The sequence below is a fragment of the Ensifer sp. LC11 genome, assembly GCF_001695835.1.
In the GTDB taxonomy this organism is placed as follows: Bacteria; Pseudomonadota; Alphaproteobacteria; order Rhizobiales; family Rhizobiaceae; genus Ensifer.
Window position 1 is genome coordinate 1 of the sequence record NZ_MBSO01000048.1, and the last position, 13,482, is coordinate 13,482.

Below are 13,482 nucleotides of genomic sequence, written 5' to 3' on the forward strand. Positions count from 1 at the left end.
CCGAGACCGGCGTGAGCGCAGGCCGCCACTTTTGCCACCCGGAAACCCGCCCCAACGTCAGCACCAAATCCACAAAACAAAACCCGCCGAAAAATCGACGGGTTTGTCAGCGGTCTGAGCCCGGATCATCGATCCGGGCTTTTTTCTTGGCAGCTGTCGGTGCAATCAAAAACAAAGAAATGCGACCGCTACCGCGCCCTGTCATGCGGTGGCATCAGGCGCCGGAGCCGCGTAGGGCAGCGGGCATTGCGCGGCTGGCCGCCTGATCGGCCGAGGTCTGCGTCGGCGCGTCCTTGTCGACCCGCACGACCACCGAGAGGCCGGGCGAAAGCATATCGGCAAGTGGCTGTCCGGGGTCGACCACGATGCGCACGCCGACGCGCTGGGCCACTTTGGTGAAGTTGCCGGTCGCATTATCAGGGCGGATCACGCTGAATTCCGAACCGGCCGCCGGAGCGAAGCGCTCGATGTGTCCCGTCAGCTCGCTCTTTTGCAAGGCGTCTACCGCGATCGTAACCGGCTGGCCGGCCTTCATGCCCTCGAGTTGTGTCTCCTTGAAATTGGCAACGACCCAGACATCATTCGGCACCAGCGCCAGAAGCTGCGATCCGGCGGTTACATACTGCCCGATCCGGGCGCCAATCTCGCCGAGCCTGCCATCCCGTGGTGCGACGATGCAGGTGTTGTCGAGATCGATTCGCGCCAACTCGACCGCGGCCCCAGCACCAGTGACTGCCGCCTCCAATCCGGCACGTGCCCCAAGCGTCGTTGCCAGCGCCTGCTTCGAAACCTGGAGCCCGGCCGCAGCCTGGTTGACGGCGGCGTTCGCCTGCTCGAAGCCGGCGCGCGCCTGATCGGCGTCGCTGCGCGTCGCCACACCCTTCTCAGCCAAGGGCCGGATGCGATCCCAAGTGGCGCGCGCCCGGTTGAATGCGGCCCTGGCGCCGTCGAGCTGTGCCTGGCTCGCAGAAATTCCGGCCTTGGCGGCCAACTCCTGCTGATAGGAATTGGCAAGCGCGGCCTTTTGTCCGGCAAGCGTTGCTTCCGCCTGCGCCAGCTTTTGCGCATAGATGCGATCGTCGATCTTCGCCAGCAGCTGCCCGGCCTTGACGGTCTCATAGTCATGCACCGGAACCTCTGCGACATAACCCGAAAGCTGCGGGCTCATGATCGTCACGTAGCCGCGCACATAGGCGTTCTCCGTCATCTCTACGGAGCTGTGGAATGGCGGCAACCGCCACGCATAGAGCACGAGAGCGATGCCGCCGATACCGGCCAGCAGAACGACAAGAGCCGTCGGGGAGCGGAGAAATTTCAACATGATATCAAACCAATCAATCAAGCGGCGGGTATCAATGCAGGGCCGGCCGAACGCTGCGTGAACCGTTTGTAGAACATGTGGAGGAGCAGACCGGCGAGCGCGCACGCGGCAATCACCGCGGCGAGCAGAAACGCATCGTTATAGGCGAGAATGTAGGCCTCACGGGTCACCTGCTGCGACAGGAGCACGGTGCCCTCACCGTTCAGCAGAGCCCTGTCGCCCACCACCTTGCTGTAGGCGGCGGCGAGCTGGTTGATCCTCTGGGCGACTAGCGGATTGGACAGGACGAGCTGCTCGGCGAGAATGTTGGAATGGAACTTCTCACGAACAGCGACAAAGGTGCCGAAGGCCGCGGTGCCGGCCAGGCTGCCAATGTTCTGGGTGAACATGAAAACCACGAAGAAACTCAGGATGTAGCTCGGTCCCTTGCTCAACGCCGCCTTGAAACCGCGCGCCATAGCCGGCGGCAGGAAAAGTGCCGTTCCGGCCGAAATCATCGCCTGGCTCAGATACATCTGCTCCGGCCGTGTCAGGCCGGTCGCCTGGCTGTCCAGGTAGGCGCCGGTTGCAAGCAGCCCCAGTGCCAGGACATGCACACGCTCCGAATGCTGCGGGCTCATCAGGACCGCGCACAGCAGGCCGCCTGAGATCGCCGCGCCGAGGATGATCCAGTAAAGCGTTGCCACCTGTTCGAACTGGAGGCCGAGCTGCTGGTAGAAATTCGTGGCGATCGCCGACTGCTCGGACGCCACAAGGCGGAAGATCAACAGAACCGCGGCAAAGTGGACAATTTCCTTCGATGCCAGCCAGCGCACATCAATCAGCGGCACGGCGCGATTGAGCTCGATCAGCACTGCCGCCGTCGACGAAGCGATCGCGGCGGCGAGGAGCACGCCGAGCCACGGTGCCTCAAACCACCAATAGAGGCGCCCCATACTCAATACGATGGCGAGGCAACCGAAGCTGGTGGCGACGAGCAGGTAGCTCAGGATATCCAGGCGCTGGATAACCTTGGCATGTGGCACCGGCGTCAACGGCAGCAGATAAATGATCGGCAGGGCTATCAGCGCCAGCGCCATCTCCAGTGTGTAGAGCGCATGCCATTGGCCGTATTCGATCAGCGTCGGCGAGATCAGGCGGGTGATCGGCGCAGAAATCGTCGTGCAGGTGAGCGCCAGCGCCAACCCGACCGTGAGCTTGCGGGCCGGCGGAAAGGCTTCGAGCATGTAGAGGAAGCCAAGCGTCGACATTGGTGCTGCGGCAATACCGCTGATGAAGCGCACGACAATGGCCGAGTGCAGATCGGAAACGAAGACGTTCATCAGCGAGACGAAAACGAAACCGACAATGCCGATCTCGGCAAAGCGGCGCAGCCCGTATTGGGCGCGGATTTTCACGAGAGCGATCGACAGGCTGACATTGGGGGCCATGTAGGCCGCCGAGAGCCATGCCGCCTCGACCGACGTTGCCGATAGCGACCCCTGGACCTGGGTGAGATTGGCGAGCGCCAGGTTCATGCCCAGGCCCTGGGTCAGGAACAGGAAAATGGAGCCAAAGACATAGACCGCCGATTGGGCCAGACCCTTTTCGGCCTGCACCGGGCTCGGTGCTGGCGCTGCGGCTAATTTCGCCTGGTCGCCGTCGACCGCACCGATCTCCGCCGGCGCGGCACCACGGCTATCGTTTGCAGCAGCCATCACGACTGCGCTCATCGTCGTCACTCCCGCGCCAGCGATTGAACATTATCGGCAATCGCCCGCACCACTCTCAGCGTCACGGCGAGTTCGTCCGTATCGACACCCCGCAGCACCTCGGCTCGGATCTCGTCGGCAAGCCGCAGGATGTCATCGGCGACGTTTCGGCCGAACGCGGTCATATGGATCTGCTTGGCACGGCGGTCGGAGGCCTCGACCCGCCGCTCGATGAAGCCCTGCTTTTCCATGCCGTCGAGCAGGCGCACCAGCGTCGGCGTCTCGATGTCGAGCTCATCGGCAAGTTCCCGCTGGTTCAACCCGTCCTTCCTAGTCAAGGCGAAGAGTGCGCGGGCACGCGACAGCGTCAGGCCCCTCTCCTTCACCCGCGCATCGAACACGGCCCGCAGCTTGCGATTGACCAGCGACAGGGCGTCGAACAATTCGCGGTTCACGGTGGGCTGATACATTAATATCTTTTCCATATTACTAGCATGCTAATTATATAGCCTCTATCTAATCCGAATGCGGTGGATTTTCAAGACCGGGATTTTGTGGTGGCCGCAGACGGCGCTAGACTTCGCCCTGCCCGAACGGTTCGGTGATTCGCGACGTCAACGGCCAATTTTGTGGCGATGGTAAATTCTGCGCGTTTGTGAACCCTGCCTGTGGATCAGTCGAACAACGGGAACAGCGCCGAGCTCGTGCAACACGCTCGACAACTGTGTCCCCCGTGCACTTGACCCGGCCCGCGGTAAGACGCAAACCGATGCCACACCAGACAGAGGCAGAGATAAAACGACATGAACGACGCGGCGCGAAAGCTATCCCCTACCGGCAAGGATCAGGCGGACCAGCACTATCGCGAGGCGCCGAACAACCTGGAGGCCGAACAGGCCCTTCTCGGCGCGATCCTCGTCAACAACGACGCATTCTATCGCGTCTCGGACTTCCTCAAGCCCGTGCACCTGCACGAGCCGCTGCATCGCAAGATCTACGAAGTCGCCGGCGACATCATCCGCATGGGCAAGATGGCGAACCCGGTCACCATCAAGACCTTTCTGAAGGCCGACGAGAAGGTCGGCGACGTGACCGTCGCAACATATCTCGCGCGCCTCGCCGGTGCTGCCGTTTCGATCATCAACGCGGAAGACTATGGCCGGGCGATCTACGATTTGGCGCTGCGCCGTTCGCTGATCACGATCGGTGAAGACATGGTCAACATCGCCTATGACGCGCCGCTCGACATGCCGCCCCAGGGCCAGATCGAAGACGCTGAGCGCCGGCTGTTCGAGCTTGCGGAAACCGGCCGCTATGATGGCGGCTTCCAGTCGTTCAATGACGCCGTGGCGCTCGCAATCGACATGGCGGGTGCGGCCTTCGAGCGTGACGGCAGCCTCTCCGGCATTTCGACCGGCATCCTGTCGCTTGATGCCCGCATGGGCGGCCTGCAGCGTTCGGACTTGATCGTACTTGCCGGACGTCCGGGCATGGGCAAGACCTCGCTTGCCACCAACATCGCATACAACATCGCCGCGGCTTACGAGCCTGAGGTCCAGGCTGACGGCAGTTTCAAGGCGAGGAACGGCGGCGTCGTCGGTTTCTATTCGCTCGAAATGTCGTCCGAACAGCTCGCCACCCGTATCATCTCCGAGCAGACCGAAGTCTCCTCATCGAAGATCCGCCGCGGTGACATTTCCGAGGCCGACTTCGAAAAGCTCGTCGCCTGCTCGCAGATGATGCAGAAAGTGCCGCTCTATATCGACCAGACCGGTGGTATCTCGATCGCCCAGCTTTCTGCCCGCGCCCGTCGCCTCAAGCGCCAGCGCGGCCTCGACTGCCTGGTGGTGGACTATATCCAGCTCATGACCGGCTCCGGCAAATCGAGCGACAACCGCGTGCAGGAAATCACCCAGATCACCACGGGCCTGAAGGCGCTGGGCAAGGAACTGAACGTGCCGATCATCGCGCTGTCACAGCTCTCCCGTCAGGTGGAAAGCCGCGAAGACAAGCGCCCGCAGCTCTCCGACCTTCGCGAATCGGGCTCGATCGAGCAGGACGCCGACGTGGTGCTGTTCGTGTTCCGTGAGGAATACTACGTGAAAAACCTGGAGCCGCGCGACGAGTTCGACCCCAAGTACGAAGAGTGGAAGATGAAGATGGAACAGGTGAAGGGCACGGCTGACGTGATCATCGCCAAGCAGCGTCACGGACCGACCGGTACCGTCAAGCTCGCGTTCCAGTCGGAATTCACGCGCTTCACCGATCTCGCCGATCCCTCCTTCACCCAGTACGAAGAACACTGACCATCCCGTGGGGGCGGCCGGAGCGGGATGGGAAAAATGTTTGCGGTTTCCCATCCCGCTCTCACTTCAAAGACAGCCCCGGTCCCTACCCCAGCAACAGGCGCAGCAGCGCCACCGAGACGACGCCGACGGCAACGGATGCCAGCAATGGCAGCCGCATTGCCGCCAGAGCCGTTGCGGCGGCAGCAATCGTTTCAGCCGGTCCTGTCACAAAGGCCGTCGGCGCGATGACCGCCATCAGCACCGCGGGCGGTATGGCTTCAAGCGCTCGTTTCTGCCCCTCCCCGATCGCGACATAGCGGATCAATACGAGCCCGCCGATACGGGTCGCGACCGTGGCGACGGCCATGGCCAGGATTGCAAATAGGGTATTCAGATCGACGCTCATGCGTGCGCCTCCTTGCCGCTGCCTGAGAGAACGGCGACGACAACGCCAGCAGCGGCTCCAGCCGCGATGTACCAGACACCCGGCAACAATTGATGCGTGAGCACGGCGGCACAGGCGCTCGCGGCCAGGACTGCGCCGGTCTCGCGTCCCTTCCAGAAGCCCATGACCAGCACGATGAAGACGGCCGGGAAGGCAAAATCTAGCCCGGTGACCTTCGGATCGCCGAGAAAGGCGCCAAGCAGCGCCCCTGCAAGGCTGGCCAGCACCCAGACGCAATAGAAGGGGACGGCGAGCCCGGCAAACCAGGCGGGCGTCAGCTTCCTCTCGCTTGCGCGCATCTCGGCCATCGCCCAGATCTCGTCGGCCAGAAGCAGCATCGATGCATAGCGTGCCGGTCCGGAGAAGCCATCGAGCTTGCCGCCGATCGAGGCGCTCATCAGCACGTGGCGGATGTTGACGAGCAAGGCCGAGAAGCCGAGCGCCGCCCAGGAGGCCGGATGCGTCCAGATGTCCATCGCGACGAATTGCGATCCGCCTGCGAAGACCAGCGCACTCATCAGCGTCGCTTCCGCGGGAGTGAGCCCCTTGCCAGCTGCCACCGCGCCAAAGACGAGGCCGATCGGCATCACCGCAACGATCAGAGGCGTCATCGCCATGACGGCGGCCCGAAACTCCTTGAATGCACTTCTCTCCGGCAAAACTCTGCCTCCGTTCACCTGTGAAACGGAAAACCTCTAGGGCCCCAGGTGGCTGGCGTATTGAACGAAAGTGATCAGCCGGCGCGGAAGGCGCCTGGCGTCACGCCGGTGCGTGCCTTGAAGTGGCGGCTGAAATGCGCCTGATCGGCAAAGCCGCATTGATAGGCGGCATCCACGGCCGACCAGCCGTGACGCAACAGTGCCTTGGCCGCCCGCACGCGCTTGTCGGTCAGGAAGGCGTGCGGCGTGATATGGAATTCCTTGCGGAAGGCGCGGATCAGGTGAGCGCGGCTGAGGCCCGCAACCCTCGCCAGTTCCTCAAGTCCGACATCCTCAGCATAGTTTTCGGCAAGATAGTCGCGCGCCCGATGCACGGCGGACTGCTCCCGCGTTTCGATCGGCGTGATGATCGTGCTGCCGTGGCGCTCGAACATTGCGGCCAGCACGGCGAACATTTTTTCCTCGGCCTCAAGCGTGGCACCGGCCACCTCGAGGGTCCGGTGCGCCTGATGGAAGGAGAGAGCCAGGTCCGGAGCCTGCAGGACGCGCTTGGAGAAGGACGGTGTGCCCTTGAAAGCGCGGCCGGTGACGTCCTCGATGATGTTCACCAGCAGTTCGGCGCTCGGATAGACCATGCGATAGCGATAGCCGCGGCCGCCGGGATGGCCATCGTGGATCTCGTCGGGGTTGATCAGGTAAAAATATCCGGGGCCCGCCTCGGAGCGCTCGCCCTTGATCTTGCTGATCTGCGAGCCGGCCTCGATGGCGCCGATGCTGAAGGTCTCGTGCGCATGCGGGGCAAATTCGTGAGTGATGAAGGTCGCGGTCAGGCATTCCATGCCCATGAAGCGAGAGTCGCGCCAGAAGCGGGTGCGCTCGGCGCCCTCAATCGGCATGACATCGATGGCTTCTTCCTGCGAAATCGTCTGCATCAGGGAACCATAATGGCCCGGCGTACCCGCGTCTTGCACAAAAGTGCTCGTCTTGCGCAGGCCCGGTTGCGACAGGCGAACATTTGCGGCGCTCGGCGGTTGGCTGTATTGCTCTTGGATCATCCACGCAGAGTGCCCGGCATGCTCCGTCCAGAATTCCTTTCCGCCTCCAACCGACTCACGATCGACCTTGGCGCACTTGCCGACAACTGGCGGGCGATGAACGCACGCTCGGGCAAAGCACGCGCCGCGGCCGTGCTGAAGGCGAACGCCTATGGCGTCGGCATCGAGCAGGCAGCCCCCGCGCTTTATGCGGCCGGCGCCCGCGATTTCTTTGTCGCCAATGCCGAAGAAGGCGCGGCGCTGCGCCCTCTCGTGCCGGACGGCCGGATCTACATTCTCGCCGGCATGTGGCCGGGCAACGAGGTCCTGTTCTTCGACAACGACCTGGTGCCCGTCATCAATTCCGACGAGCAGCTTGCCGTCTTCATGGCGGCGCTGTCCGACCGTGGGGACCATCCTTGTGTGCTGCATATCGATACCGGAATGAACCGACTTGGCCTGTCGGTCGAGTCTGCGGTGGCGCTCGCCAATGATCCTGCGCGGCCAGCGAGCTTCTCGCCTGTGCTGATCATGAGCCATCTCGTCAGCGCCGACGATCCCTTGCATCGGCTGAACGCCCACCAGCTCCGGCGCTTCCATGAAGCAACCGCTGCCTATGAAGGCGTCGATGCCAGCCTTGCCAACTCCGGCGGCGTCTTCCTCGGACCCGACTATCACTTCGACCTGACCCGTCCGGGCATTGCCGTCTATGGCGGCGAGGCGGTGAATGACGTCGCCAACCCGATGAAACCGGTGGTGACCGCCGAAGCACGGATCATCCAGGTTCGCAACGTCGCAGCCGGCGGCACCGCGAGCTACGGTGCGTCCGCCCGCTTCGATCGCGACAGCCGTATTGCCACGGTGGCGGTCGGCTATGCCGACGGCTATCATCGCTCGGTCTCGGGCGGCGGCGTCACCCTGCGGCAGGCAAGACCATCGGGGGCATTCGGCTTCCTGCATGGCCAGAAAGTGCCGCATGTCGGCCGCGTCACCATGGACCTCAGCCTCTTCGACGTTACCGACCTTCCCGAAGGTGCGGTGCGGCCGGGTGACTATATCGAGCTTTTCGGCCGCCACGTCGCTGTTGACGATGTCGCACGCGCCGGCGGAACGATCGGCTACGAGATGCTGACCAGCCTCGGCCATCGCTATGTCAGACACTATGTCGGCGCCGCCTAAGGCACCTTTCCGACCAAAACCTTGCTGACTTCGCTGAAATTCACCTTTTGTTCCACGCTTTGCGGCATTATGTGACGGCAATAGTGATTCTCTGATCATCGGCGCCCGCTCGCTCCGCAGGGTGCCGATGGCCTCCACATTCCGAAAGTCGATCCCGATGGCGAAAGCCCGCACACAATTCATCTGCCAGAACTGCGGCACGGTCCACACCCGCTGGGTGGGCAAGTGCGAAGGCTGCGGCGAGTGGAACACCATCATCGAGGACAACCCGACGGCGGGCATCGGCGGCGGCCCGTCACGGGCACCGAAGAAGGGACGTCCGGTGGCGCTCACCACGCTTTCCGGAGAGATCGAGGACGCACCGCGAATCCAGACCGGCATTTCGGAACTCGACCGCGTGACCGGCGGCGGCTTCGTACGCGGCTCGGCGCTGCTCGTCGGTGGCGATCCGGGGATCGGCAAATCGACCGTGCTGATGCAGGCAGCGGCCGCCCTCTCCCGCCGCAACCATCGCGTCATCTATGTCTCGGGCGAAGAGGCGGTTGCGCAGGTGCGCCTTCGCGCCCAGCGCCTGGGCGCTGCCGACAGCGACGTGCTGCTTGCAGCCGAAACCAATGTTGAGGACATCCTCGCAACGCTTGCCGACGGCAAGCGGCCGGACCTGGTGATCATCGACTCGATCCAGACGCTCTGGAGCGACATCGTCGATTCGGCGCCCGGCACGGTGACGCAGGTGCGCACGGGCGTGCAGGCGATGATCCGCTTTGCCAAGCAGACAGGGACCGCCGTCGTGCTCGTCGGCCACGTCACCAAGGAAGGGCAGATCGCCGGCCCGCGCGTCGTCGAGCACATGGTCGACGCCGTGCTCTATTTCGAAGGCGACCGCGGTCATCACTACCGCATCCTGCGCACCGTCAAGAACCGCTTCGGTCCGACCGACGAGATCGGCGTCTTCGAGATGTCCGACAAGGGCCTGCGTGAAGTCGCCAACCCGTCGGAACTGTTTCTCGGCGAGCGCAACGAGAAATCGCCGGGGGCGGCAGTCTTTGCCGGCATGGAGGGCACCCGCCCCGTGCTCGTCGAGGTGCAGGCCCTCGTCGCCCCGACGTCGCTCGGCACACCCAGGCGCGCCATCGTCGGTTGGGATTCCGCCCGCCTGTCGATGATCCTTGCGGTACTCGAGGCCCACTGCGGCGTACGGCTCGGCCAGCACGACGTCTATCTCAACATTGCCGGCGGCTACCGCATTTCCGAGCCTGCCGCCGATCTAGCTGTGGCTTCCGCACTGGTTTCCTCGCTTGCCGGGCTTGCCCTTCCAGCAGATTGCGTCTATTTCGGCGAAGTCAGCTTGTCGGGCGCCATCCGGCCGGTTGCGCATACCGCACAACGCCTTAAGGAAGCCGAGAAACTCGGGTTCTCGCAGGCGGTCCTGCCATCCGCTTCGACCGAACTGCCCAAAAACGGCAATGGCCGGTGGAGCGAGATGGAAAACCTGCCGGATCTGGTGGCGCGCATCGCGGGATCGCGAAATGCGCTGAGACCGGCACAGGACGAAGACTGAAGATGCGGATGCCGCAGACCGTCCACCAAGAGGCGCGAAGAGGCTGAAAATGCCCTGAACGGCAAGCAGGGCCGATGGCGGATAGGCTTGAGGAGACCCGGACGAACCGGGTCCGGAGTAAGGACAAAATGCCCATTACAATTCTCGACGGTATCGTTCTCGGCGTCGCCCTGTTTTCCGCAATTCTGGCCATGGTCCGCGGCTTCTCGCGCGAGGTGCTTTCGGTCGCGAGCTGGGTGGGTGCGGCCGCAGCCGCCTATTTCCTCTACCCGCATCTCCTGCCCTACGCGAAGCAGTACACCAACAGTGATACCGTCGCGCTGATCGGCTCGGCGGCAGTGATCTTCCTGATCGCGCTGATCATCATTTCCTTCATCACCATGCGGATTGCCGACTTCATCATCGACAGCCGCATCGGCGCGCTCGACCGCACGCTCGGCTTCCTGTTCGGCGCCGGCCGCGGCATCCTTTTGGTCGTCGTCGCCATGCTGTTCTTCAACTGGCTGGTCGCGCCGCAGCAGCAGCCGACCTGGGTCACCCAGGCCAAATCGAAGCCGCTGCTCGACAATCTCGGCAACAAGCTGATCGCGCTCCTGCCGGAAGAAGCCGACGCCACCATTCTCGACCGCCTGCGCGGCAAGGACACGACCGGCGAAGGTGAAGGCGAAGCGCCGGCAACGGCACCCGGCCAGACACCGACGACGCCGGAGCAGGCGCCCGCGGACGACGCACCGGCCACCAACGGCTGAGACAGGAACGAATTGCCGACAAAGCCCGCCCCGCGGGCTTTGTCCTTTTGGGGAATAACGCTCGCAGCCGTTTTCAGCTAAGATCGCTTGAAGACGGCGGGCCTGATCACGATATGCGCACCGGTACGGAGCAAAGGCGACTGTGATGACCGATCTCAGATCCATGGAAATCCACGATGAACTCGAAGGCGACGAACTGCATGAAGAGTGCGGCGTCTTCGGCATACTGGGGCATTCGGACGCGGCAGCGCTGACAGCGCTCGGCCTGCATGCGCTCCAGCATCGCGGCCAGGAAGCGGCCGGCATCGTCACCTTCGACGGCAAGCAGTTCTGCACCGAAAAGCGCATGGGCCTCGTCGGCGACCACTACACCGACCCTGCGACGCTCGCAAAACTCCCGGGCTTCATGTCGATCGGCCACACGCGCTACTCGACGACGGGCGAAGTGGCACTGCGCAACGTCCAGCCGCTTTTTGCCGAACTCGAAGTCGGCGGCATCGCGGTCGCCCATAACGGCAACTTTACCAACGGTCTCACCCTTCGCCGCCAGTTGATCGCCGACGGCGCCATCTGTCAGTCGACGTCCGACACCGAAGTCGTTCTGCACCTGATTGCCCGCTCCAAGCAGGCCTCCTCCTCTGATCGCTTCATCGACGCCATCCGCCAGATGGAAGGTGGCTATTCGATGCTGGCGATGACGCGCACCAAGCTGATCGCCGCACGCGACCCGATCGGTATCCGCCCGCTGGTCATGGGCGAACTTGATGGCAAGCCGATCTTCTGCTCGGAGACCTGTGCGCTCGATATCATCGGCGCCACCTATGTCCGCGACGTCGAGAACGGCGAAGTGATCATCTGCGAGATCCAGCCTGACGGCTCGATTTCGATTGATTCGCGCAAGCCCGAGGTCTCGCAGCCCGAGCGCCTTTGCCTGTTCGAATATGTCTATTTCGCCCGGCCGGATTCGGTTGTCGGCGGCCGCAGCATCTACGTGTCGCGCAAGAACATGGGCATCAATCTCGCCAAAGAATCGCCCATTGAGGCGGACGTGGTGGTCCCGGTGCCGGACGGCGGCACGCCGGCCGCCCTCGGTTATGCTCAGCAGAGCGGCATTCCCTTCGAATACGGCATCATCCGCAACCACTATGTCGGCCGCACCTTCATCGAGCCGACACAGCAGATCCGCGCCTTCGGCGTTAAGCTCAAGCACTCGGCCAACCGCGCGATGATCGCCGGCAAGCGCGTCATTCTCGTCGATGATTCGATTGTGCGCGGTACCACGTCAGTAAAGATCGTGCAGATGATGCGCGACGCCGGCGCGCGCGAAGTGCATGTGCGCGTCGCAAGCCCGATGATTTTCCACCCCGACTTCTACGGCATCGACACGCCGGATCGTGACAAGCTGCTTGCCAACCAGCATGCGGACCTTGCTTCCATGTGCCGGTACATCGGCGCGGACTCGCTCGAGTTCCTGTCGATCGACGGCCTCTATGAGGCAGTCGGCGGCGAGAAGCGCGATCCCAAGTCGCCGCAGTTCACCGATCACTATTTCACCGGGGACTATCCGACCCGCCTCCTCGATCAGGAAGGCGCCAGCAATGTCCGCAAACTCTCGGTTCTCGCCAGCAACGGATAATCAGACAAAAAAATGACGATCGATCTCAAAGGCCGGGTGGCCGTGGTCACCGGCGCTTCGCGCGGTATCGGCTATTTCACCGCTCTCGAACTGGCCAAGGCCGGTGCCCATGTCGTCGCCTGCGCACGCACCGTCGGCGGTCTCGAAGAGCTCGACGACGCGATCAAGGCGGCTGGCGGCTCGGCAACACTGGTGCCCTTCGACCTCGCCGACATGCCGGCGATCGACAAGCTCGGCGGCGCCATCAACGAGCGCTGGGGCAAGCTCGACATCATGGTCGCCAATGCCGGCGTGCTCGGCACGATTTCCCCGATCGGCCATGTCGAGGCGAAGGTGTTCGACAAGGTGATGACCATCAACGTCAACGCCACCTGGCGTCTGATCCGCTCACTGGAGCCGCTGTTGATCAAGTCGGACGCCGGCCGCGCGCTGATCCTGTCTTCGAGTGCCGCGCACAAGTGCAAGCCGTTCTGGGGCCCGTATTCCGCCTCGAAGGCGGCCGTCGAGGCTCTGGCCCGCACCTGGGCCGGCGAGACGCAGCGCCTGCCGCTGCGCATCCTCTCGGTCGACCCTGGCGCCACCCGCACGGCGATGCGCGCCCAGGCGATGCCTGGCGAGGATCCCGAGACCGTACCGCATCCTTCAGAGGTTGCCGCCAAGCTCCTGCCGCTGGTCGGACCCGACCAGACCGAGACCGGCAAGCTCTATATCGTCCGCGAGGACAAGATCGTCGACTACCGGATGCCGGAATAGGCTTCGAGGCATTGCCCAAACCAAAAAGGCCACCGTGTCACCACGGTGGCCTTCAGACTGCTGACAAACCTCTGGCGTTTGCCGGGGGTTTTTGATTCACTGGGTTATGTTGAAGAAACCCGCTCCCGAACAGACCGCACTCGAGATGGTGACGCTCGACAGCCTG

The 13,482-nt window shown here is 63.2% G+C and carries 12 protein-coding genes; 6 read left to right on the forward strand and 6 right to left on the reverse strand.

Annotation, left to right across the window (positions count from 1 at the left end; genetic code table 11):
• Positions 1 to 214: 214 nt before the first annotated feature.
• Genes BBX50_RS25360 through BBX50_RS25370 form a run of 3 tightly spaced genes read right to left on the reverse strand, consistent with a single transcriptional unit; the run spans position 215 to position 3,482 of the window.
• Positions 215 to 1,321 carry an HlyD family secretion protein gene (locus tag BBX50_RS25360; protein ID WP_065778072.1) on the reverse strand — a complete coding sequence of 369 codons (1,107 nt, stop codon included), beginning with the start codon at positions 1,319 to 1,321 and terminating at the stop codon, positions 215 to 217.
• Between the two features lie 17 nt (positions 1,322 to 1,338).
• Positions 1,339 to 3,033: an MFS transporter gene (locus tag BBX50_RS25365; RefSeq protein WP_083213803.1), complete on the reverse strand. Its 1,695-nt coding sequence runs from the start codon at positions 3,031 to 3,033 to the stop codon at positions 1,339 to 1,341.
• A gap of 5 nt (positions 3,034 to 3,038) precedes the next feature.
• Positions 3,039 to 3,482, reverse strand: coding sequence for a MarR family transcriptional regulator (locus BBX50_RS25370; protein WP_065778064.1), 444 nt, complete (start codon positions 3,480 to 3,482; stop codon positions 3,039 to 3,041).
• A 333-nt stretch (positions 3,483 to 3,815) separates the two neighbouring features.
• On the opposite strand from BBX50_RS25370, the gene BBX50_RS25375 reads away from it, so the two are divergent.
• Positions 3,816 to 5,318 (forward strand): replicative DNA helicase, encoded by a 1,503-nt coding sequence (locus BBX50_RS25375; RefSeq protein WP_065778065.1) that lies wholly within the window; start codon positions 3,816 to 3,818, stop codon positions 5,316 to 5,318.
• An 85-nt stretch (positions 5,319 to 5,403) separates the two neighbouring features.
• On the opposite strand, the gene BBX50_RS25380 is transcribed toward BBX50_RS25375, so the two are convergent.
• The 3 genes from BBX50_RS25380 to BBX50_RS25390 all read right to left on the reverse strand — a co-directional run bounded on the left by BBX50_RS25380 (position 5,404) and on the right by BBX50_RS25390 (position 7,336).
• Positions 5,404 to 5,706, reverse strand: a complete 303-nt coding sequence (locus BBX50_RS25380) for an AzlD domain-containing protein (RefSeq protein WP_065778066.1) — start codon at positions 5,704 to 5,706, stop codon at positions 5,404 to 5,406.
• Positions 5,703 to 6,356, reverse strand: a complete 654-nt coding sequence (locus tag BBX50_RS25385) for an AzlC family ABC transporter permease (protein ID WP_065778074.1) — start codon at positions 6,354 to 6,356, stop codon at positions 5,703 to 5,705. The genes BBX50_RS25380 and BBX50_RS25385 overlap by 4 nt, the downstream gene beginning before the upstream one ends.
• A gap of 122 nt (positions 6,357 to 6,478) precedes the next feature.
• Positions 6,479 to 7,336, reverse strand: coding sequence for an AraC family transcriptional regulator (locus tag BBX50_RS25390; protein WP_065778075.1), 858 nt, complete (start codon positions 7,334 to 7,336; stop codon positions 6,479 to 6,481).
• Between the two features lie 141 nt (positions 7,337 to 7,477).
• On the opposite strand from BBX50_RS25390, the gene alr reads away from it, so the two are divergent.
• The 5 genes from alr (at position 7,478) to BBX50_RS25415 (ending at position 13,316) form a co-directional block, all read left to right on the forward strand.
• Positions 7,478 to 8,617, forward strand: coding sequence for an alanine racemase (gene alr / locus BBX50_RS25395; protein ID WP_065778067.1), 1,140 nt, complete (start codon positions 7,478 to 7,480; stop codon positions 8,615 to 8,617).
• Between the two features lie 157 nt (positions 8,618 to 8,774).
• Positions 8,775 to 10,178, forward strand: coding sequence for a DNA repair protein RadA (radA, locus tag BBX50_RS25400; protein ID WP_065778068.1), 1,404 nt, complete (start codon positions 8,775 to 8,777; stop codon positions 10,176 to 10,178).
• A gap of 128 nt (positions 10,179 to 10,306) precedes the next feature.
• A complete protein-coding gene (locus BBX50_RS25405; protein ID WP_065778069.1) occupies positions 10,307 to 10,927 on the forward strand; it encodes a CvpA family protein in 621 nt (206 codons plus the stop codon).
• A gap of 145 nt (positions 10,928 to 11,072) precedes the next feature.
• Entirely contained in the window at positions 11,073 to 12,563 is a 1,491-nt protein-coding gene (purF, locus tag BBX50_RS25410) for an amidophosphoribosyltransferase (protein ID WP_065778070.1), read from the forward strand.
• A 12-nt stretch (positions 12,564 to 12,575) separates the two neighbouring features.
• The gene (locus tag BBX50_RS25415) at positions 12,576 to 13,316 is read left to right on the forward strand and encodes an SDR family NAD(P)-dependent oxidoreductase (protein ID WP_065778071.1); all 741 of its coding nucleotides are present in this window, start codon (positions 12,576 to 12,578) and stop codon (positions 13,314 to 13,316) included.
• Positions 13,317 to 13,482 lie beyond the last annotated feature (166 nt).